The following is a 20,419-nucleotide window of genomic DNA, read 5'->3' as shown; positions in this document are numbered from 1 at the left end:
ATGACCCGGCGTCTGGTCTGGTGGCTGTTGTGTTTGATCCCTGCGCTGGCGACAGCGCAGGACGAGCCATTGCGCCTGGGCTTCAAGGGTGAATGGCTCTCGTTGAGCCGGACGCAGGTGATTTCGCGTGAGCCATTGCCTGCTGATCTGCAGACGCCGCTGGGCAGTTTGTGGAAACTCTTTGTCTACGGCTGGCTGGTGGATACCGGCGCACGTGAACCGGCTTATGAGTGTCGCGGGCAATCGAAGGAAGAAGTGTATTGCTGCACCGCGGGCGGCAAGATCGATCGCGATCAGGCGTTGGTGAAGTCCTGCGGCTTGTATTTTGAGCCTGCGCGTTTGGGCATTGCCGACGCTGAGTGGCGCGAGTATTGGCAGGCGAGACAAGCGCCGAAATGGTTGCTGGACTTGCCGTCGTTGCAACCGCAGACCCGGGTTTCGGTGGCTGAGTTGCTGAAGGTATTGGCCGTGATGCCGGCGCAGGATCAGGCCCGAAGGGTGTTGCTCGATGTGGTGCTGAATGCGGCTGACGGCAATGTCGTCGGTGAGCTTGGCGGTCGGTTGCGGGTGAAAACCTGGAGCTGGCTGGGGGATCAGGATCCTTCGTCGCGCCAAGGCGGATTCGCTGGCTGGACGGCGGATGGTACGCCGATCTGGGCCGGTGGCCGTGGCACCAGTCAAATGGTTTTGCGCAATTACGGTCAGGCACTGGCGACGGTGTTGCCCTCATCATGGCCAGCCGAGGCGGGGAAGTGTGTCGAAGTCGGCCTGTTCGCGCGTTATCCGCTGAAACGCGTGCTGTCGGGGGATCGCGTGCTAGGGCCCGGGCCTTTGCAAGGCGACTATCGCGTCGAGTTCGCCAATGGCAATCAACTCGATATTCACAGCGACGGCGAGTTGTTCTTGCTCAAAGACAAACTCGTCGCCCGCCTGGACCGCGAAGAGTACGTCGCCCGTGTCCTGCAGCGCGAAGCCAGACCCGAACCCGCCGAAGCCGCCAAAGCCCTGAGCGTCGCAATCCGCACCTACCTGCTGCAAAACGCTACCCGCAACGGTGATTGCCTGAGCATCGACGACAGCAGCAGCCGACAGCGCGTCGCCCCACGCCCGGCCGCCACCGAATCACGTAACATCGCCGCGTGGACCAGCGACCTGGTCCTCGCCGGCAGCACCGTCACCTATCACTCCGACCAACCGGGGCCGGACAAACTCTCCTGGCTGCAAGCCGTCGAGCAAGCCAATGCCGGTCAACGCTACGACACCATTCTGCTGCACGCCTACCCACGCGCCAGCCTCAGCCGCTGGGACAATCCCGTTGCCGCCTGCGAAGCGCTGCCCGCCGCGCAGGACTGGCTGCTAAAGCAACGCCGCGGCTGGCGTTCGCGGCTGGAAAGCGAGGTCGGCTACAACGAAGTCGGCACTTTCGCCGTCTGCCGATTGGCTTTCGGCCGTCCTTTTGTCGACCGCGAACGCCAGCGCATTTACGTGCGTGGCGTGCTGTCGCTGCAAGACCGCCTCGACCTGACCCACGAATACCTGCACCTGGCCTTCGAAGCACACCCCAACGGCCAGGATGAAACCTACATCGAAGGGCTCGCCCGCCACCTCTTGCTGGAATAGGTCATGAAACTCCGTTACCCACAGGTCTTGCTGTTCATTTGCGCCTTTTGCGTGGGGCCGACGACGTTCGCCGCCGTCAAACTTGATACGCCCGTTGGAGGCTGGCGCACAGGTGCCCCTGAAGGCGAAGGCGAAAACTTTCGTCAGCCAGTCAATTACCCGGCGTCGTTGGTCAACACACCGGTGGGGCAGGCCAATACCGCTCGCATCACCGGCCAGATCAACTCCACCCCCAAGGGCAATGCCCCCGGCAAACTCATCGTCAACGGGGTCAGCATGCCGCTGAAAATTGACCCCGCCGGCCGCTACGATCGCCCGTTCTCATTCCCCAACGGCAGCAACAGCGTTGAAGTCCGCAGCCCCGATGGCCAACAACGCCACCGCACCCAGTTCCTCAACACCCGCGGCGGCGCCACCCCGGCCAAGTTGCGCGTGTTGCTGGCTTGGGACAGCGACGGCACCGACCTCGACCTGCACCTCGTCACGCCTGACGGCGGCCACATCTGGTATGGCGACCGCGTCGCGGCCAATGGCGGAGCACTCGACGTCGACGTCACCACCGGCTACGGCCCGGAAATCTTCGCCATGCCTGTTCCGATCAAGGGGCAGTATCAGGTGTACGTGAACTACTACGGTGGTGGGTATCGCAGTGATGAGGACGGGCAGGAAGAGGCTGTTCAGCCGCTGACTACCGCGCAGATTACGGTGATTACGGAAGAGGGAACGCCGAACGAGAAGATGGAGACGTTCCTGGTGCCGATGCGGGCGGTGGGGGAGTTGACGTTGGTTAAGGGGTTTAGTTATCCGTGAATGAAATAGTCGCAGCAGTGTTGCGACTATTGAATTGGTCAGCAGGCTGCTGACCAATTCCGTAATCAAGTGACACTGTTTCACGCCGAAACACATCGTGATTTTTATTGTTTCAAGGTGAGGAGTACTAGAGAAGGTCGTCTACTAAACAGGAACGCCTTCACGTGAATGACCTCAGCGCTACTGCGCCGTCCATTGGCGCAAGCTTTAACGAAATCACGCAACTGATCGTCACTGCCCGGCAGCGAGCGGTGCAGGCAGTCAATACCGAGTTGATTGAACTGCACTGGCAGGTCGGGGCATACATCAGCCGGAAGATCGAAGCAGCGGAGTGGGGGGATGGAGTGGTCGCTCAATTGGCTACTCACCTCGCGCGTACTCAGCCGGGATTTCGTGGTTTTACCAGAGCTAATCTCTTTCGCATGCGCAAGTTTTACGAGGCATACAGGCATGACCCAATTGTCGCAGCACTGCTGCGACAATTGCCCTGGACTCAAAATCTGATCATTCTCAACCAAAGCAAACGCCCGGAAGAGCGCGAGTTTTACCTGCGCATGACGATTCAGGAGAAGTGGTCGAGCCGGGAACTCGAACGTCAGTTCAAAGCCGCGTTATTCGAGCGTAGCGTCATCAGTCCCGTAAAAGTCTCACCACTGGTGAGACAAATGCATCCTGAGGCCATGAGTGTATTCAAGGACACGTATCTGGTCGAATTTCTCGACTTTGTTGCAGGCCAAGTTGCATGAGTTTTATGCGCTGAATGCTGATGAGTAAGCCAGCTCACGTCCGTACGTGATTTAACCGAAAGTTTGCGGGTGTTCTTGCGGACCTCTTCGCGAGCAAGCCCGCTCCCACATTTAATCGGTGCCGGTCACAAAGTTTGTGATCACCGTAGATCCAGTGTGGGAGCGGGCTTGCTCGCGAAGAGGCCGGCCTATCCACCACAAAACCCGATTGTTGGGATGTTGACTCAGTGATCGCCGACCCAAATCTGCGGCCTGCGTTGGGACGTTGAGTCTCGTCCAGAGCCCCGTGCCGTGTTTCCTTTCCGACGATCAGCCCACAGTTTCGTCTCGCCAAAGGAGCAAGCTGCCGCAGAGCGTTGTCGTATCAGCAGCGAGCGTATCGTCTCGTCTTTAATTGCTGAGGAAGTGAAATGAGTGCGAGGCCCATGCTGGGCGTGTGGATATTGGCTGCGATGAGTTCAGTCATGTTGACACCCGCGTCAGCGGATCACTGGCAAGGCGTACGCGAGGGTGATGAGTGGAAGGATGAATACCGGGATGGGCCCTGCAAGGTAAAGATCGAATCAAAAAATAAAGAATACAAGGAAGAGGTCAAATGCCCGAATGGCCGCGGTGCCAATTGGCGTCGTGGTGAATGGAAAGACGAATTCCGCGAGCATGGCTGCAAGGTCAGGATCGAAGCCAAGCCAGACGAGTACAAGAAAGAGGTCAAGTGCGATGACGACGATTGATCGCTTGTTCGTTTTCGATACGCCGCTATTCAATGACTGCATCAGGAGAACCGCATCATGAAAGCCATGCTCAGAAGCATCGGACTGTCATTGCCACTGTTGGCCACTGCGGCGTTCGCTCATCACGGCTGGAGTGAGTATGACGCCAGCAAATCCATGCAACTGAACGGAACGATCGAGGAATCCGGCTATTCCCATCCGCACGGGCTGCTGCGTCTCAAAACAGCCGACAAGACGTGGATCATCGTTCTGGCCCCTCCATCGCGCATGGAGAACCGTGGGTTGTCGAAGGACATGCTGAATGTCGGTACGACGGCTACGGTGGTCGGTTATCCGAATCGAAACAAACCCGAAGAACTGCGAGCGGAACGCATCACCATCGGCGATAAAACCACCGAGTTGCGCTGATGGACACCACAGGTGCCAGCGGATCCGGTCCGCAAAGCTGGCTGGACTGGCTGGATGACTCGCGACTTGGGCTGGCCATGCGCGGCGAGCTGTGGCTTTACCCGATCGTCGAGGTGGTTCACATCATTGGGTTCGTGGTGCTTGTGGGCTCGGTCTTCATGTTCGATCTGCGGGTGCTCGGCCTGTCCAGGGATATTGCGGTGACAGCCCTGGCCCGCCATCTCCTGAGATGGTCCGTCGCTGCCCTGGTATTGATCGTACCCGCTGGCCTGATGATGTTTACCGCCCATCCCCATGACTTCGCCACCAACAACATTTTCATTTTAAAGCTGAGCCTGATCGCTACGGCGGGCATCAACGCAGCCCTTTTTCACGCCGGTGTATACCGTTCAGTCAGCCGATGGAACACAGGCGTCGCGGCACCGGCCATTGCCAAAGTGCAGGCAGTGCTTTCGATTGGGTTATGGGTCAGCGTGGTGCTGTGCGGCCGGTTGTTGGCCTATACCTGACTCACAATGCGGCGCCGATCAGCTTGAGGTACTGCGGGCTCCCGGATATCGAATTGTGGCCCGTGCCCGGTATCACCTGCAGCGTGGCCACGCCCTTGGCGAAATGCGTGTAAAGCTGTTCCGTGCTTGAGCGCGGTATGACTTCGTCGTGCTCGGCCGCGATCAATAGCGTCGGTATGGTGATGTGTGCGGCGTATTTCCACGATTCGTATTTGTCCTGAAGCAGCCACTTCACCGGGAACCAGCGGAACTGGCGCACGGCGAGGTCTTCAAGACTGCTGTAGGGAGAGATCAGAATCAACCGCGAGGCCGGGCGCTGGCTGGCGAGGCGTACGGCGACGCCCGAGCCCAGGCTGCGCCCGACCACGGCGATAGAGGGATGGGTGTTGTAGACCATGTCGAACAAGGTCATGGCATCGCGCTGAATCGCCTCCTCGGACGGTGACCCGGTACTGCCACCGTAGCCTCGGTAATGCAGCAAGTAGATCGCATGGTCCGCAAAGGCTTGCGAGAACCCGGGCAAGTTACGGGAAACATCCTCGGCATTGCCGCCAAAGTAGATCAACGCCTTCGGGCCGTCGTGCGGCCTGACAGTCACCAGCACCTGCGCGTCGGCGACTGACAGCGTAAGCGACGTTTCGGGCGCGTCGATGGCGCGGGGTTGCGGGTAGTAGATGAGGGCGCGTTGAAACACGAACAGCGCCGCGCAGAGCAGCAGGTACGCAATGGCAACGAATGCGAAGAGAGACATCAGGGTGCGCAACATTCGGCTAACTTTAGTGGACGACATGGACTGATGCTGGTTAAGGCGCAGAACCTGTGGGAGCGGGCTTGCTCGCGAAGGCGGCGGCACAGTCAACATTGATGTCGCCTGACACACCTTTTTCGCGACAAGCCCGCTCCCACAGGGGGCATTAGACGACATGGACTGCTCTGGACCTGACGACGGCTATCGCTTGAGCGTTGTCAGAGTGTAGTCCATCGATAGTTGCCGTACGGGAGCACACCGATGTCCAAGAGTCGACACTTGTATCCGGGGCCTGTGCCATGACGGCCACCGACGCGCTGAAATGGGTCAAGGTTCTGCCGGCCGAACGAACGGCCCTGATGCTGGGTTTCGCCTTCCATTTCTGCGTGCTCGCCAGTTATTACCTGGTGCGACCCTTGCGCGATGCCTTGGGCCTCGAGGGCGGTGCCGACAAGTTGCAATGGTTGTTCACTGCCACTTTCGTGGTGATGCTGCTGATGGTGCCGCTGTTCGGCGTGCTGGTTTCGCGGCTGCCGGCCACCCGTTTCGTGCCGCTGATCTATCGCGTGATCGCTTTGTCGATGCTGGTGTTTGGCGTGTTGATCGCCAATCACATGGCGCCGGTGGCGGTGGGGCGGGTGTTTTTCGTCTGGATCAGCATCTATAACCTGTTCATCGTGTCGATTTTCTGGAGCGTGCTGGTCGACCGTTTTTCCAGCGAGCAAGGGCGGCGGCTGTTTGGCTTCATCGCGGCGGGTGGAACCCTGGGCACGTTCATCGGGCCGTTGCTGGCCGCGACCATGGCCACGAATCTTGGGCCGGTGGCGTTGACCATTGCGGCGGCGGTGTTGCTGGAAAGTGCGGTGCGCTGCTATCGGGCGCTGTTGTCGCGCACGGCGTCGCAGTCCGGCAGCCGCTGGCTGGATGAGCGGCGCATGGGTGGCAGCATGCTGGCCGGGATCACGCTGATCCTGCGCTCGCGTTATCTGATGGGGCTGGTGCTGTTCATGCTGTTGCACACCAGTGCCGCGACCTTGCTGTATTTCGAACAGGGAAGGATTGTCGCCGGCAGCTATGCTGATGTGGCCAGCAGGACGCAATTCTTCGCCGTCGTCGATTTGATCGTTTCGACGCTGACGCTGATATTTCAATTACTGCTGACGGCGCCGTTGATCCGCGTGATCGGCATCGGCGGGGCGCTTGTCGCCTTGCCGCTGGCGACGGTCGTGGCGTTCAGCGCCATGGCCCTGGCACCCGTGCCTGCAACCGTCGCGCTGGCGCAAGGGCTGCGCCGCGCCGTCGAGTTCGCCATCGTGCGTCCGGCGCGAGAAGTGTTGTGGACAGTGGTGAGCCGCGAGGAAAAGTACAAGGCCAAGAATGTGATCGAAACCCTGGTGTATCGCGGCGGCGATGCCGCCAGTGGCTGGCTCTCCGCCGCGTTGACGGCGCTGGGCGCGGGTTTTGGTCTGGTGGCGGTGGTGATCGTGCCGTTTGCCGGGCTATGGGGCTGGTTATGTTTGTGGCTGGCCAGACGACAGGAGCACAGGGCGACCATCAATGAGCAGTCAGGGGGAATTCCATGACCGATCCTGCTGTCTTCACGCGTAGAAGACTACTCACGCTGACTGCCGGTATTTCGGCGGTCTTCACCTTCGATCCGGCCCTTGCCGCATCGGCGCCGTCGACGGAAACAGGAGGCAAGAACATGCTGACCCGAGCCATTCCTTCCAGCAACGAGCCGCTACCCATGGTCGGGTTGGGCACCTATCGCGGCTTTGATGTCGCGCCTTCCGAGGCTGCCTACAAGCAACTGCCCGCCGTACTCAGCGCGTTGTTCGAGAAGGGTGGCACGGTGATCGACAGCTCGCCCATGTACGGTCGCGCCGAGCAGACGACTGGTGAATTGCTGTCGATCCATCGGCCACGCTCGCCGGCCTTTCTGGCCACCAAGGTCTGGACCCAGGGTCGTGATGAAGGCCTCGCGCAGATGGAGCAGTCGTTCAAGCTGTTGCAGACCGACCGTATCGATCTGATGCAGATTCACAACCTGCTGGACTGGAAAACCCACCTGCCCACGCTGCGCCAATGGAAAACAGAAGGGCGCATCCGCTACATCGGCATCACCCATTACACGGCGTCGGCCTATGACGAAGTGGAAGCGGTACTCAAAGCCGAGCCGCTGGACTTTTTGCAGATCAACTATGCCCTGGACGACCGCGGCGTCGAGAAGCGAATCCTGCCGCTGTGTCGCGAGCGCGGTGTGGCGGTGATCTGCAATCGGCCTTTTGGCGGCGGTGGCTTGCTGGCTCGATTGAAAGGCACACCGCTGCCGGGATGGGCCGCGCAAGTGGGCGTCAACAGCTGGGCGCAACTGGCGCTCAAGTTCCTGCTGGCTCATCCGGCGGTGACCTGTGTCATCCCCGGCACGAGCAACCCGCGTTACATGGCGGAAAACGCCGGCGCAGGTGCAGGCCCGATGCTCACGGATGCGCAACGCCAGCAGTTGATGGCTTTGGTGGGGTAGTCGTGTTGACAGCATGACTAATGCCAAATGCGGTACCTGTGGGAGCGGGCTTGCTCGCTAAGGCGGTGTGTCAGGCAACATTAATGTCGACTGACACTCCCTCTTCGCGAGCAAGCCCGCTCCCACAGGTTTCGCACCTGACTGACGGGTATTGGCGGGGCGACGTTATTGCAGGACTGCGGCTGCTGGCAATGCGTCGGCAGTCTCCAGCGGAATCTCCAGGGTGAAAACCGCTCCCTGGCCGGGCCCATCGCTATGGACGCGCAGGTGTCCGTTCATCTCCACCGCCGCGAGCGCACAACTGTGCAAGCCAAAACCGTGACCTTCCTTGCGCGTGGTGAAGCCGTGATTGAAGATGCGGGTCAAGTTCTCGGCAGCAATGCCTTCGCCCTGATCCTCTACGCTGAGGCGCAGCGTTGCGTTATCGATAATCTTCACGCCCAGGGTCATGTGACGCTGATGGTCGCTGACCTTGGACATCGCATACTTGGCGTTGCTGATCAGGTTGATCAGGATCAACAGCAACCGGTGTTTGTCGCCAATGATGGTCGGCGTGTCCTGGTAGTCCTTGGTGACGACGACATGGTGCCGGCTCAAGGCACCGGAATTCATGCGTAACGCATCCTCGAACAGATCGACGACGTTCAACGGCTCGACCAGCCTGGCTGCGCCAGCATAGGCTTGTTGGGTGGCTACGATGTCCTTGATGTGATCGATGCTTTTGGTCAGTTGCGCCAGCTCGTCAACGATGCTCGACTGCTCGGCCGCGATGGAGTCGACCAGTTGATTGAGGTAAACGGGAAGTAGTTTGCCTTTCTCATCGAACGCCATGAACTGCCCCAGGTCTTTGGCATGTTCGTTCATCATGTTCACCGCTTTACCCAGGCCCAGGGTTTTACTGGCCGCCAATTTGCGGGTGATCAAATCTGCCGAGACGTTAACGCTGTTCAGCACATTGCCGACGTTGTGCAGCACATTGGTGGCAATCTCTGCCATACCGGCCATCCGCGCGGCTTCGACCAACTCGCGCTCGGCTTCCAGCAGTTCGCGGGTGCGTTCCTCGACGCGTTGCTCCAGTCGCTCATTTACTGTCTGTAACGCGTTGTTCATCTTGTTGATCAAGGCATAACTGCGAATCAGTCGGGCGGCCAGGTACAACAACAGCAGCGCCATGATGCCGGCGCATATCCCGAGATAAAGGTGATATTGGCGGTCTGTCGCGCTGGTGCGCCGTTGTGTTTCGTTCAATAACTCGGTGATGCTGTCCAGTTGCTGTGCGACCGGAATGACACTGATGCGATCAATCAAGTCATTGACGATGGGCTGCTCTCGAACAATGGCATTCACAGCGCCTACAAATGCAGTGAAAGGCGGACGCTGTTCCGGCGGCAGTTGATTGACGTATTCATTCAGTTTTTTCAGATGATCGGCGATTTCCTCAGCCATTTCGCTGGAGACATTGAGGGCGTATTCAAAGGTATCCAACGTAATATCGAACACCAATGAGGCCGCCGTAGCATTCAACGGGTGTTTGTCGTTGAAGACTTCCTGCAGCGCATGAATGCCATCTTTCAACTCAGGCAGGGCATCGAGTGAAGTGCGCAGCACGGTGTTGTGCTGTTTGAATTGCTCAACCAATCGGGTTTTGTTTTCTACTGCATCCAGATAACCCTGCCGCCGAGATTGCCAAAGGGTCGAAAACGGGCCGACGGCGTTGAGACTATCGAGCTGCGCCCATCGCTGTTCTGCTTCAGGGTGCGCCACCAGAAGCAGGTTGTTGTTCATGCCGATTTTTGCTCGCAGAATCTTCAAGTTCCACGTGGCATCGTACTGCTTGAGTTGACGCACGAAGTCGCGCGATTCGAAGTAGGTCGACGTGTCGTACGTGTAGGATTTGATCAGCAAAAATATCAATACGCTGAAAAGGAAAAGCGCAATGACGCCCAAGGCAGACCATTTGTAATGATTGGAGAGCTTCATTGCGGCATTCCTCCCTGAGCCATCCTGAGAGAGAGGTACCGCCAACGGTCAATGATTTCCATTTTTGCGCTCCCTGCAAAATGGCGAATAATCACCACATTATTCGTAAGCCTAGCGTTGTTGGCGGACCGCGTTAAAAAAAAGCACTGAATGGCGGGTCGGCATCCATTGTTACAGCCCTGAGTGTTGAAACGCCCCTCGGCAGATGACGCCGAGGGGTGTTTTTTTCAGATAGAGGCAGTGAATGACCTGACGATTGTCATCGGGATCGTGGCGGGTCTCAAACCCCAGGGCTTTGGCCAAATCACGCATGGGGGCATTGTTGGCGGCATCAATGGAGTACTGTCCGGTGACAGCGGCGTAGACACTCGTGACAGGCACGCTCAAACGCTCGCATCTGATGTAAATCAACCCGGGGCAGGGGCAACGAGCGCAGTCTGGGGACATGCTGGCGCTTTGGACCGGCACCGAGTCGAGGTGTGTGATGGGCCAATATCAACGTGTGTTGCTGATCGCCGACCGAACCCTTTACCAGTCCCCGGCCTTGCTGCGTGCCGTTGCCCTTGCCAAGGCCAGCGGGGCGGCGCTGGATGTACGGGCGTTTATCGAGCCGGTCCCGATCATCCATTTGTGGGAGGAAAAAACCGATGAGGCGGAGTACCAGCGCTATCTGCACCGCTATCGCCGCTGGATGGTGGAAGAAATCCAGCGCCTCAGCGGTGAGGGATTGAAAGTAAGCGTGGAGGTGGTCTTCACCACTCATCCGTTATTGGACATCTTGAGGTGCGTCGAAGAACTCAAACCCGACCTGCTGATCAAGGACGCTACGTTGGAGCCGTTGCTCAAACGGGTGTTTGTCACTCCTCTGGATTGTCACCTGCTGCGCGAATGCAGGGTGCCGGTGCATCTGGTCAATCAGGCCCGTTACGGTTTGCCGCACCGGATCGTGGCGGCAGTGGACCCGTTCGACCCTTCGACGCAAATCAGTGGTCTCAACGACATCATCATTCAATCGGCCAATGCACTGGCCCTGCAATGCGATGCACCGCTGCATCTGCTGTACGCCTATGACTTGTCGCCGGTCTTCAATGGCGATGCGCCCCTGGTCAGCGCCGGGTGGAATGTGGACTTCATGGAGGACCTGCGGCAATCCCTGCATCAGGCGTTTGTCACCCTGGCCGATCGCTATGGTGTGCCGCCAGAACGTCGGCATTTCATCATGGGCCTGCCGGCACCGGTGCTGAGTGAGTTTGTCGAGGAGTATCTGGTCGATGTGGTGGTGATGGGCACCATGCACCGAGTGGGGTTCGATCGGTTGATCGGCAGCAACACGGAACGGGCCCTTTACTCGGTGCCGGGCAGTATTCTGGCGGTCAAGCAGCCGGTGTCGCACGTCAGGGGATGAGCACGATCGCCCCTTTGACCTGACCGGCCCGCAGGCTTGCCAGTGCCTGGTTGGCATCGTCCAGGGCGAAGCAGGTGACGTCACTGTGCACGGGCGTATGACGCAACTCTGCAAAAAACGCGGTGCCGTCTTCGCGGGTCAGGTTCGCCACCGAACGGATGCTGCGCTCGCCCCACAGCAGCCGATAAGGGAAGCCGGGAATGTCGCTCATGTGGATGCCCGCGCATATCACACAGCCGCCCTTGACGGTGGCTTCCAGCGCCAGTGGCACCAGCGCGCCGACGGGGGCGAAGATCAGGCTGGCATCGAGCGGGTGTGGTGGCGGCTGATCCGAGGGGCCCGCCCATTCGGCGCCGAGGGTTCGGGCATAGGCCTGGCCCTCGTTGTCGCCCGGGCGAGTGAAGGCATACACCTGTTGCCCTCGGCCTCGCGCCACCTGAATCGCCAGATGCGCCGCCGCGCCAAAGCCATAAAGCCCCAGATGACGCGCCCCTTTGGCCATTTGCAAGGCGCGAAAACCGATCAGCCCGGCACACAGCAGCGGTGCGGCTTCGGCGGCCGAGAGAGCGTCCGGAATGGGAAAACAGAAATGGGCGTCGGCAACGGCGTAGTCGGCATAACCGCCATCCAGATGACAGCCGGTGAACTGGGCCCCATCACAGAGATTCTCCCGGCCCGAGCGGCAGAATGTGCATTCACCGCACGTCCAGCCAAGCCAGGGAACGCCAACGCGCTTGCCGACCCAGTCGGGCGCTACATCGGCACCCACCGCCGTCACTTCACCGACGATTTCATGACCAGGTACCCGCGGCAGCAGCGCTTGCGGCAATTCACCGTCCACCAGATGCAGGTCGGTGCGGCACACGCCACAGGCCAGGACTTTGATTAACAGTTGGTGTGCGTCGGGTGTCGGGATGGCGCGCTCTTCCCGTTGCAGCGGCTGACCGGGGGCATGCAGAACCATGGCGCGCATGACGATTCTCCAAAAGCCGATGCACCGTAGGGTGTCAGAAGGTCGACTGGCGGTGACAGCCGGCGACCAGTTGCTTGAGCCCGTCCAGATTCAGGACGTTGACGTTGCGCCCGGAAATCTCGACCAATTCCAGATCCCGCAGATGGGCGATGCCCCGGCAGATGGTTTCCAGGCGCAGGCCCAGATACGAGCCGATTTCTTCACGGCGCATCTTCAGCACAAAGTCTCTGGATGAGTACCCGCGAATGCTCAGCCGTTGCGACAGGTTCAGCAGGAAAGCTGCCAGGCGTTCATCGGAGTTCATGTTGCCCATCATCATGAGCATGCTGTGATCACGCACGATCTCCCGGCTCAGGAGTTTGTTCATGTTGTGTTGCAGTGAGGGCAGTTCCTGGGCGAGTTTCTCCAGTTGTGCGTAGTGCAGCGGGCAGACTTCGCTGTCTTCCAGGGCAAAGGCGCTGCAGGCGTGCCGATCGTCGCTGATGGCGTCCAGACCGAGCATCTCGCCGGGTATCTGAAAACCGGTCACTTGCTCACGGCCATCCACAGACAGCATGCTGGTCTTGAATGAGCCGATGCGTACCGCATACAGCGAGCGCAACGGATCACCGGCCCGGTACAGGGCGGCCCCTTTTTTAACCTTTACCCGCCTGAACGATCAGGGTATCCAGCCGCTCGACCTCCTTGCCGGTCAAGCCAATCGGCAGGCACAACTCCAGGACGCTGCAATTGGAGCAGGCGGCTTTCAGATAGTGAGGTTGGTAGGGCCGGGTTTCGGGCATTGCAGAGAGTCTCCCTGAATTGAGGTGAAGGATAGTTCGGATCACCGTTTCAATCGGGCGTTTACGGGGGCAATCGACGAGTGGAAAAAAGGCCCCCCGTTGCGCCGGGGCGGCGTGTGCAAAACTTGATGTAAATCAAGTCTTGCGCTGTAGCAGTCTCCCAAAATTGACGCAGGTCTATTGAGTAGACCGAGCCCACTCGCGGAGAACTTCATGAGCGATTTTCTGAGTGTCGAGCAATTGGAAGGGCTGGATGCCTACTGGCGGGCGTCCAATTATCTGGCGGTCGGGCAGATCTACCTCAAGGGCAACCCGCTGATGAAGGAGCCGCTGACGCTGGCGCATGTAAAGCCACGGTTACTGGGGCACTGGGGCACCACGCCGGGGTTGAACCTGATCTATACGCACCTCAATCGCCTGATCACGGCCTATGACCTGAACATGATCTTCATTGCCGGCCCCGGACATGGCGGCCCGGCGGTCGTGGCCCAGACCTATCTGGAGGGGACGTACACCGAATTCAATCCATCGGTGGAGTGCAACACCAACGGTCTGACTCGGCTGTTCCGGCAGTTTTCCTGGCCCTACGGCATTTCCAGCCATGTTTCGGCGCAGATTCCGGGGTCGATCCATGAAGGAGGCGAGCTGGGTTATAGCCTGGCCCATGCCTATGGTGCCGCGTTCGATAATCCGGACCTGATGGTGGCGTGTGTCATTGGCGACGGCGAGGCCGAAACCGGGACACTGGCGGCCAGTTGGCACTCCAACAAATTCCTCAACCCGGCGCGAGACGGGGCTGTGCTGCCGATTTTGCATCTGAACGGGTACAAAATCGCCAACCCGACGGTGCTCTCCAGCATCAGCGAGGAGGAGTTGTCCGCATTGATGTATGGCTATGGCTACGATCCGTTTTTCGTCGAAGGCGATGACCTGACAGAGGTTCATCAAGCCCTGGCCAGGACACTGGACATGATAGTGCTGCAGATTCGTGAAATTCAGCGGGTCGCGCGTCAACAGCCGCAAACCCGGGCACCGGAACGTCCCTTGTGGCCGATGTTGGTATTACGCACGCCCAAAGGCTGGACGGGACCGAAGTTCGTCGATGGCCGTCGGGTCGAAGGCACCTGGCGTGCGCATCAAGTCCCCTTGGCCGATTTCCAGCAACCCATGCACTTGCGGCAACTGGAGGAATGGCTCAACAGCTACCGCCCTGACGAATTATTTGACGCCAATGGCGCCTTGCTGCCCGAAATCGCCGCCCTGGCGCCGACCGGCCACCGGCGTATGAGCGCCAATCCCCACGCCAACGGTGGGCTGCTGTTGCGACCGCTGGAACTGCCGCGGTTTACCAACTATGCGGTGAGCGTCGAGGTTCCCGGTGGCCTGCGGGCAGAAGCCACACGAGTACTGGGAACGTTTTTGCGAGACGTGATGAAAGGCAATCTGACGTCGAGCAACTTTCGCCTGTTCGGCCCGGATGAAACCGCCTCGAACCGGCTGGATGCGGTCTATGAAGTCAGTGCCAAGGCATGGATGGAGCCGCTAGGCATCGACGACGTCAATCTAGCGGCCGATGGCCGGGTGATGGAAATTCTGAGCGAACAGGTGTGCGAAGGCTGGCTCGAAGGCTATTTGCTGACGGGTCGACATGGCCTGTTTTCCTGTTATGAGGCGTTCATCCACATCGTCGACTCGATGTTCAACCAGCATGCCAAATGGCTGAAGACTGCTGCCGAAGTGTCATGGCGCAAACCTATTGCCTCGCTCAACTATTTGCTCACCTCCCACGTCTGGCGCCAGGACCATAACGGTTTTTCCCACCAGGACCCGGGGTTCATTGATCTGGTGGCGAACAAGACCGCGGACGTGGTCCGGATTTATCTGCCGCCCGATGCCAATTGTCTGTTGTCAGTGACCGATCATTGCCTCAGAAGCCGCAATTACGTCAACGTGATCGTGGCCGGCAAGCAACCGGAGTGGCAATGGCTGAATATCGATGCGGCGATCCATCATTGCCAGGTCGGCATCGGACGGTGGGACTGGGCCTGCCGGGATGATAACGATCCCGACGTGGTCATGGCCTGTGCCGGCGACGTTCCGACTCTGGAAACCCTGGCCGCGGTCACCTTGCTGCGCGAATACGCGCCGGATTTGCGGGTGAGGGTGATCAACGTCGTCGATTTGATGGTCCTGCAACCGTCGTACCACCATCCCCATGGCTTGCCGGACAACGCGTTCGATGAACTGTTCACCGTCGACCGCCCCGTGATCTTTGCCTTCCACGGTTATCCCGCGCTGATCCACCGACTGCTGTACAAGCGCACCAATCACGAAAACTTCCACGTTCGCGGCTTCAAGGACGAGGGGGCGACCACCACACCCTTCGACATGGCGGTGCTCAATAATCTGGATCGGTATCAACTGGCGCTGGATGTCATCGAGCGCGTACCCCGGCTGCACGATCAGCTCCAGACTGCCCGGGCGCGGTACTGGGCGACGATGGAAAAGCACAAGCTTTACCTCATCGAACACGGGCAAGACATGCCCGAGGTGATGCAGTGGCAATGGACTCCTGCGCCGGGTAATCGGCATTGATGGATATCAGGGTTTCGGTAATGGCGGGGCAGGGTGAAGCGGCATCAGTGGGGGAAATTCCTCGGGGGTGAGGGTTTCCTTTTCCAGCAACAGGCGGGCCCCCTCATCGAGGTCGGCCCGTCGACTCGCAAGCAATGCCTTGGCCCGTTGGTAGGCTTCATCGAGCAGGGCGCGAATACCCAGATCGATTTCCCGGGCGGTCTGTTCCGAATAGTCCTTATCACCCAGCGTGGCCATGCGATCCCCCAGGTACGTTGGGGTTTGCCGCTCCAGCACCGACTGCCCAAGTTCGGCGCTCATGCCGAACCGGGTAATCAGTTGTCGGGCGATATCGGTTGCACGGCCCAGATCATCGGCGGCCCCGGTGGAGATCTGGCCATAGACAAGGTCCTCGGCGGCGCGCCCGGCCATCAGCACGACAATCCGGTCCTTGAGCGTCTGGCAACTGATCAGGAAATGATCCTCGGTCGGTCGCTGCAGGGTATAGCCGAGCGAGCCGATGGCGCGGGGCACGATTGACACTTTATGCACCGGGTCCATCGCCGGCAGCGTGCTGGCGGCCAGGGCATGCCCCATTTCGTGATAGGCCACCACCCGGCGTTCGTCAGGATCGAGCAGGTTGCTCTTGCGTTCCAGCCCTGCGATGAGGCGTTCTACCGCCGCGGTAAAATCGTCCAGGTTGACCGCTTCGGCGCCGCGACGGGTGGCGACGATGGCCGCTTCGTTAACCAGGTTGGCCAGGTCGGCGCCGGTGAAGCCAGTGGTGATCTCGGCAATACGCGCACCATCGAGCCCTGGCTCCACAGTGATTTTCTGCAGATGAACTTTAAGGATCGCCTCCCGCCCTCTGCGATCGGGGCGGTCGATCAGAATCTGTCGGTCGAAGCGGCCGGCCCGCAACAACGCCGGATCGAGAACCTCCGGCCGGTTGGTCGCAGCCAGCAATACGACGCCCTCACGGGGATCGAAGCCGTCCAGTTCGGCCAGTAACTGGTTGAGGGTCTGTTCTTTTTCGTCATTGCCGCCCAGCGTACCGACGCCGCGCATCTTGCCCAGCGCGTCGAGTTCATCGATGAAGATGATGCAGGGCGCCGCCTGTCGTGCCTGTTCGAACAGGTCGCGGACCCGGGCCGCACCGACGCCGACAAACATCTCGACGAACTCGGACCCCGAGATCGAGAAAAACGGCACCCCGGCTTCACCGGCGATAGCTTTGGCCACCAGGGTCTTGCCGGTGCCCGGCGGGCCGACCAGCAAGGTGCCCTTGGGAATGTGCGCGCCCAGGCGTGCGTATCGGGCCTTGTCCTTGAGGAACGAGACGATTTCCACCAGTTCGGCCTTGGCTTCGTCGATGCCCGCGACATCGGCGAAGGTCACCCCGGTGTCGCGTTCGACAAACACCTTGGCCCGGGACTTGCCGACATTCATCAGCCCGCCCAGGCCTTGTTTGTCCGCCATCCCCCGAAACAAAAAATTCCAGAACACCATGAGCAGGATGAACGGCAACAACCAGCCCAACAGACTGTTCATAAAGGTGTTTTCGGTGGTCCCGGTAAAACCGACGCCCGACTGGGACAGTTCGCTCGCCAGCGCCGGGTCGACCCGCACCGTGGAGAACCGCTCGCGTCCGTCAATGGGCTCTTGCAACTTGCCGGTGATCTGGTCCTTCTCCACCCGTAAATCACTGACTTTTTGCTCGTTCAGCAGTTGCAGGAATTGGCTGTACGGCAGGGGTTGCACCGCCTGGCGCTCGCCAAAGAAGATCTGCATGAGGCTGAGCACGACAAAAGCAATCGCGAAGTAGGACAGGTTCCACTGTTCGTTCTTTTTCATGGCCTTGGCTCAGCGTGGGAAACGCAGGGTTGTTCCACGCCCAGGGGATGAAAATTCATTGGATGACGACACGCTGTTTCTGTAGACCAGCGGCCGGACCCATTTAATAAAGATAGCCTGCTTCAGCTTCTCCCTCACGGGGGGAAGCGTTGCGCCATGTCGACCTGGCCAGGAGCTATGAAAAAATCGAATAAGCTTTCCAGGCAATACATCAGACTGGATTGTTTGCGCAGAGTTGGCAGAGGCTCGCGATGACAGAATTCTTACACACGCATTCGCGACTAGAATTTACAACTATCCATTCTTCTAAAGTCTGGTCAAGTTTCAATCGCGCAACGTCAGGTCGCGAGCGTTAGTTCGGTCTCTGGGAAGACTGCTATGACAACTCCGCAAGATGAAACCAAATCCGACGAGGATTTAGCCCAGATGCTCATAGGCCATGGGCCTTGCACCTATCTGTTGCTGCTCTTGCTTGGCTTGATCCTGCTGTTTCCCTTCCTTGAGGAAGGCATATTCGCTCGCACGTTGCTCGGTGTTCTGTTTTCAATCGTGCTGCTCGTGGGCGCTTTCGCTACCAGGCAGACTCGGCGGGGGTTCATTCTCAAACTGGGCTTGGCGGTGCTTGGTGTCGGCCTTCAATGGGTGGCGTTGTGGACGGGGAGTATCGTGATTCTGGAGCTTGCCGCGATGACGTATGCCGCATCGCTTGCAGTCTCGATCAGCGGAGTGCTTCGCTATGTTCTCAAGCGCGGCCCCATTACAGCCGACAAGCTGCATGGTGCGCTTGCGGGCTACATCATGATGGCCTTCATCTGGTCCTTCATCTACACCCTGATCGAGATATCCAGCCCTGGTTCATTCGGTCCTGGCCGCCTCGATTTCACACAGCCCGGCACGTTCTTCAAACTGATGTATTTTAGCCTCACAACGCTCACGACCACCGGTTACGGTGATGTTATCCCATTGACCAACCACGCCCGCTCATTGGTGATGGTCGAAGAGTTTGCAGGTGTTTTTTACGTTGGCGTCCTGATCGCGCGCCTTGCCGGTCTCTATCCGTCGACTTCGACCAAGTGACTCTCGATCTGCCTGAGGCAGGCCTGGCGCAGAGAATCCGGCAGTGTTCCGGTCAGGAGAATTCCAATGTTTGAGCTTCTCTATCGAAAGCTGGACCTGGGGGACGTGGCGCTGTCTGCCGACCTGAGGCTGCCAAAGAACGCTATCGGTCTGGTGGTGTTCGTCCATGGCAGCGGCAGCAGTCGTTCAAGTCCGCGTAATCAACACGTTGCCGAGTCACTGGCCCGGCGGGGATTGGGCACTTTACTGTTCGATCTGCTCACGGAGCCCGAGCAACACCTGGACAATCAGACCCGGAAATTGCGTTTCGACATCGAGCTGCTTTCCGGGCGACTGGTGAAGGTGATCGACTGGATTGGCCGGGATGCCGAACTGCAGCCGCTTCGGATTGGATTGTTCGGCGCCAGCACCGGTGCCGCTGCGGCGCTAATGGCCGCGGCCGAACGTGCGGACGTGGTGCATGCCGTGGTGAGCCGAGGAGGGCGGACCGACCTTGCGGGTGCGGCGCTGGCCCGCGTGAAGGCACCGACCCTGCAGATTGTCGGTGAGCAGGATCCGGTGGTGCTCAATCTTAATGTGCAAAGCAGTCATGCCATGCACTGTGAAAAACGTCTGGAAGTCGTGCCGGGCGCTACGCATCTTTTTGAAGAAACCGGTGCGCTTGAAGCAGTCGCCAGACTGGCTGGCGACTGGTTCGAGCGATATTTGCACGGTAGTCGTCCAACGCCGACCACCAGCGTCTGATGCCAGCTTTCCAGGGGGCGCCACAGATCGGGTGTCGAAGAGTGGGTTATTTGCGCTTCCAGTACTTCTGCATTTCGATAAACAGAAAGGATGCCGTCCAGGTGATGAGTACCAGGCCGGTCAGGGCCTCCAGACCCGTCAGGTACTTGAGGTTGCCCACGGGTGAAATATCGCCGAAACCGATTGTCGTGTACGTGGTGAATGAAAAGTACACGCAGTCCATCAGTGACCCATCGAAGTTGCCGATCAGGCTGCCCCAGTCACCGGAGAGCACCATCAGGTAATAGACCAGCGCGAAGCACCAGACCTCTATTGCATGGGCCAACAGCGCCCCGAACACCCCGATGACAATCCTGAAACGGTTCCAGAGTTTAAGCCTCGGCAACCAGTCATTGAGGCGTAACAGGCATTCGTAGTGAATCAACACGGCGACGACCACCGCCAAAGTATTGATCAACGTGACCGCGAACATCATGCACCTCCAGTGAAAGCGCTCGGTGCGATCCACGATTTTCCCAGGTCATTGACTCAGGCGAGCAGCAAATGATTTTCAACCTGCGCGATGGAGCGTCGGCGCAATATGACTGCTTTACGAAATGGCCCTCTACAGATCCTCAGGTGAAACCACCCATACACTGCACGGCATTTTGTACAGCAGATGCTCCACCGTGCTGCCCACCAATCGGCCCATGCCACGATGGCCGACTCGGCCCATGACAATTACATCGACATTGTAGGCATCGGCATATCGGCTAAGAACCTTGGCCGGGTTGCCCATGATCGTCAAAAATTGCAGAAACACCTGTGCTCCATGGCACCCCTGCGTTTGGGCGGGAGGCCGTGTTTTTATCCTGCCACCGACCGGGGGAGCGGGATTGATCTTTATCAACCCGACGAGTGATGCAGCATGCGGCCCGACCCCTGTAGCTGACAA

The 20,419-nt window shown here is 59.1% G+C and carries 18 protein-coding genes and 2 pseudogenes; 12 read left to right on the top strand and 8 right to left on the bottom strand.

All coding sequences use genetic code 11. The annotated features are described in order from the left end of the window. From MEB48_RS19585 to MEB48_RS19560, 6 genes and pseudogenes are all read left to right on the top strand, one after another. Window positions 1-1,620, top strand: a complete 1,620-nt coding sequence (locus tag MEB48_RS19585; RefSeq protein ID WP_237885598.1) for a DUF2300 domain-containing protein — start codon at window positions 1-3, stop codon at window positions 1,618-1,620. Window positions 1,621-1,623: 3 nt separating this feature from the next. Further along, a complete protein-coding gene (locus MEB48_RS19580) occupies window positions 1,624-2,430 on the top strand; it encodes a YfaP family protein (RefSeq protein WP_237885597.1) in 807 nt (268 codons plus the stop codon). Between the two features lie 164 nt (window positions 2,431-2,594). After that, window positions 2,595-3,164 (top strand): annotated as a pseudogene (locus tag MEB48_RS19575) (DUF1016 N-terminal domain-containing protein); the annotation flags it as partial. Between the two features lie 437 nt (window positions 3,165-3,601). Then, window positions 3,602-3,907 carry a hypothetical protein gene (locus MEB48_RS19570; protein WP_237885596.1) on the top strand — a complete coding sequence of 102 codons (306 nt, stop codon included), beginning with the start codon at window positions 3,602-3,604 and terminating at the stop codon, window positions 3,905-3,907. 57 nt (window positions 3,908-3,964) lie between these two features. Next, window positions 3,965-4,315, top strand: a complete 351-nt coding sequence (locus MEB48_RS19565) for a DUF6152 family protein (RefSeq protein WP_237885595.1) — start codon at window positions 3,965-3,967, stop codon at window positions 4,313-4,315. Continuing rightward, window positions 4,315-4,824, top strand: a complete 510-nt coding sequence (locus tag MEB48_RS19560; RefSeq protein WP_237885594.1) for a DUF6644 family protein — start codon at window positions 4,315-4,317, stop codon at window positions 4,822-4,824. The genes MEB48_RS19565 and MEB48_RS19560 overlap by 1 nt, the downstream gene beginning before the upstream one ends. Before the next feature lies 1 nt (window position 4,825). Here MEB48_RS19560 and MEB48_RS19555 read toward each other — a convergent pair whose 3' ends face one another. Next, window positions 4,826-5,614: an alpha/beta hydrolase gene (locus tag MEB48_RS19555; RefSeq protein WP_237885593.1), complete on the bottom strand. Its 789-nt coding sequence runs from the start codon at window positions 5,612-5,614 to the stop codon at window positions 4,826-4,828. A gap of 257 nt (window positions 5,615-5,871) precedes the next feature. Here MEB48_RS19555 and MEB48_RS19550 point away from each other — a divergent pair, with 257 nt between their 5' ends. Next, on the top strand, window positions 5,872-7,155 hold the full coding sequence (locus MEB48_RS19550; protein ID WP_237885592.1) for an NTP/NDP exchange transporter: 1,284 nt from the start codon (window positions 5,872-5,874) through the stop codon (window positions 7,153-7,155). Between the two features lie 122 nt (window positions 7,156-7,277). Continuing rightward, the gene (locus MEB48_RS19545) at window positions 7,278-8,096 is read left to right on the top strand and encodes an aldo/keto reductase (protein ID WP_237885610.1); all 819 of its coding nucleotides are present in this window, start codon (window positions 7,278-7,280) and stop codon (window positions 8,094-8,096) included. Between the two features lie 165 nt (window positions 8,097-8,261). Here MEB48_RS19545 and MEB48_RS19535 read toward each other — a convergent pair whose 3' ends face one another. Both MEB48_RS19535 and MEB48_RS19530 read right to left on the bottom strand, forming a co-directional pair. After that, window positions 8,262-10,076, bottom strand: a complete 1,815-nt coding sequence (locus MEB48_RS19535; protein ID WP_237885591.1) for a DAHL domain-containing protein — start codon at window positions 10,074-10,076, stop codon at window positions 8,262-8,264. Window positions 10,077-10,247: 171 nt separating this feature from the next. After that, entirely contained in the window at window positions 10,248-10,463 is a 216-nt protein-coding gene (locus MEB48_RS19530) for a hypothetical protein (RefSeq protein ID WP_237885613.1), read from the bottom strand. A 97-nt stretch (window positions 10,464-10,560) separates the two neighbouring features. Between MEB48_RS19530 and MEB48_RS19525 the strand changes: the two genes are divergently transcribed. Then, on the top strand, window positions 10,561-11,481 hold the full coding sequence (locus MEB48_RS19525; protein ID WP_237885590.1) for a universal stress protein: 921 nt from the start codon (window positions 10,561-10,563) through the stop codon (window positions 11,479-11,481). Here MEB48_RS19525 and MEB48_RS19520 read toward each other — a convergent pair. Continuing rightward, entirely contained in the window at window positions 11,471-12,454 is a 984-nt protein-coding gene (locus MEB48_RS19520; RefSeq protein WP_237885589.1) for a zinc-dependent alcohol dehydrogenase family protein, read from the bottom strand. The genes MEB48_RS19525 and MEB48_RS19520 overlap by 11 nt on opposite strands. 34 nt (window positions 12,455-12,488) lie before the next feature. Beyond that, window positions 12,489-13,236: pseudogene (gene fnr, locus MEB48_RS19515) on the bottom strand (fumarate/nitrate reduction transcriptional regulator Fnr). Window positions 13,237-13,449: 213 nt separating this feature from the next. Between fnr and MEB48_RS19510 the strand changes: the two are divergent. Beyond that, window positions 13,450-15,831 (top strand): phosphoketolase family protein, encoded by a 2,382-nt coding sequence (locus MEB48_RS19510; RefSeq protein WP_237885588.1) that lies wholly within the window; start codon window positions 13,450-13,452, stop codon window positions 15,829-15,831. Window positions 15,832-15,837: 6 nt separating this feature from the next. On the opposite strand, the gene ftsH is transcribed toward MEB48_RS19510, so the two are convergent. Beyond that, complete coding sequence (ftsH, locus tag MEB48_RS19505; RefSeq protein WP_237885587.1) at window positions 15,838-17,664, bottom strand: ATP-dependent zinc metalloprotease FtsH; 1,827 nt, start codon at window positions 17,662-17,664, stop codon at window positions 15,838-15,840. 378 nt (window positions 17,665-18,042) lie between these two features. Between ftsH and MEB48_RS19500 the strand changes: the two genes are divergently transcribed. Both MEB48_RS19500 and MEB48_RS19495 read left to right on the top strand, forming a co-directional pair. Next, entirely contained in the window at window positions 18,043-18,741 is a 699-nt protein-coding gene (locus MEB48_RS19500; RefSeq protein WP_237885586.1) for an ion channel, read from the top strand. 66 nt (window positions 18,742-18,807) lie between these two features. After that, window positions 18,808-19,485 (top strand): dienelactone hydrolase family protein, encoded by a 678-nt coding sequence (locus tag MEB48_RS19495; RefSeq protein WP_237885585.1) that lies wholly within the window; start codon window positions 18,808-18,810, stop codon window positions 19,483-19,485. A 46-nt stretch (window positions 19,486-19,531) separates the two neighbouring features. Here MEB48_RS19495 and MEB48_RS19490 read toward each other — a convergent pair whose 3' ends face one another. Next, the gene (locus MEB48_RS19490) at window positions 19,532-19,957 is read right to left on the bottom strand and encodes a potassium channel family protein (RefSeq protein WP_237885609.1); all 426 of its coding nucleotides are present in this window, start codon (window positions 19,955-19,957) and stop codon (window positions 19,532-19,534) included. Window positions 19,958-20,089: 132 nt separating this feature from the next. After that, entirely contained in the window at window positions 20,090-20,374 is a 285-nt protein-coding gene (locus tag MEB48_RS29145) for a universal stress protein (protein WP_269137550.1), read from the bottom strand. Window positions 20,375-20,419: the final 45 nt, after the last annotated feature.

The sequence above is a fragment of the Pseudomonas sp. PGPR40 genome (assembly GCF_022014505.1).
Classification (GTDB): domain Bacteria; phylum Pseudomonadota; class Gammaproteobacteria; order Pseudomonadales; family Pseudomonadaceae; genus Aquipseudomonas.
Note: the sequence above shows the minus strand (reverse complement) of the source record. Positions and strands in the feature narration are given on the sequence as shown.

What these genes read in the sequence shown, in the direction of transcription:
- MEB48_RS19560 (WP_237885594.1), top strand. Translation starts at nt 4,315, where the DNA reads ATGGACACCACAGGTGCCAGCGGATCCGGTCCGCAAAGCTGGCTGGAC.
- MEB48_RS19495 (WP_237885585.1), top strand. Translation starts at nt 18,808, where the DNA reads ATGTTTGAGCTTCTCTATCGAAAGCTGGACCTGGGGGACGTGGCGCTG.
- MEB48_RS19550 (WP_237885592.1), top strand. Translation starts at nt 5,872, where the DNA reads ATGACGGCCACCGACGCGCTGAAATGGGTCAAGGTTCTGCCGGCCGAA.
- MEB48_RS19510 (WP_237885588.1), top strand. Translation starts at nt 13,450, where the DNA reads ATGAGCGATTTTCTGAGTGTCGAGCAATTGGAAGGGCTGGATGCCTAC.
- MEB48_RS19580 (WP_237885597.1), top strand. Translation starts at nt 1,624, where the DNA reads ATGAAACTCCGTTACCCACAGGTCTTGCTGTTCATTTGCGCCTTTTGC.
- MEB48_RS19490 (WP_237885609.1), bottom strand. Translation starts at nt 19,957, where the DNA reads ATGTTCGCGGTCACGTTGATCAATACTTTGGCGGTGGTCGTCGCCGTG.
- MEB48_RS19520 (WP_237885589.1), bottom strand. Translation starts at nt 12,454, where the DNA reads ATGCGCGCCATGGTTCTGCATGCCCCCGGTCAGCCGCTGCAACGGGAA.
- MEB48_RS19525 (WP_237885590.1), top strand. Translation starts at nt 10,561, where the DNA reads ATGGGCCAATATCAACGTGTGTTGCTGATCGCCGACCGAACCCTTTAC.
- MEB48_RS19535 (WP_237885591.1), bottom strand. Translation starts at nt 10,076, where the DNA reads ATGAAGCTCTCCAATCATTACAAATGGTCTGCCTTGGGCGTCATTGCG.
- MEB48_RS19565 (WP_237885595.1), top strand. Translation starts at nt 3,965, where the DNA reads ATGAAAGCCATGCTCAGAAGCATCGGACTGTCATTGCCACTGTTGGCC.
- MEB48_RS19570 (WP_237885596.1), top strand. Translation starts at nt 3,602, where the DNA reads ATGCTGGGCGTGTGGATATTGGCTGCGATGAGTTCAGTCATGTTGACA.
- MEB48_RS19500 (WP_237885586.1), top strand. Translation starts at nt 18,043, where the DNA reads ATGACAACTCCGCAAGATGAAACCAAATCCGACGAGGATTTAGCCCAG.
- ftsH (WP_237885587.1), bottom strand. Translation starts at nt 17,664, where the DNA reads ATGAAAAAGAACGAACAGTGGAACCTGTCCTACTTCGCGATTGCTTTT.
- MEB48_RS19555 (WP_237885593.1), bottom strand. Translation starts at nt 5,614, where the DNA reads ATGTCGTCCACTAAAGTTAGCCGAATGTTGCGCACCCTGATGTCTCTC.
- MEB48_RS19545 (WP_237885610.1), top strand. Translation starts at nt 7,278, where the DNA reads ATGCTGACCCGAGCCATTCCTTCCAGCAACGAGCCGCTACCCATGGTC.
- MEB48_RS19585 (WP_237885598.1), top strand. Translation starts at nt 1, where the DNA reads ATGACCCGGCGTCTGGTCTGGTGGCTGTTGTGTTTGATCCCTGCGCTG.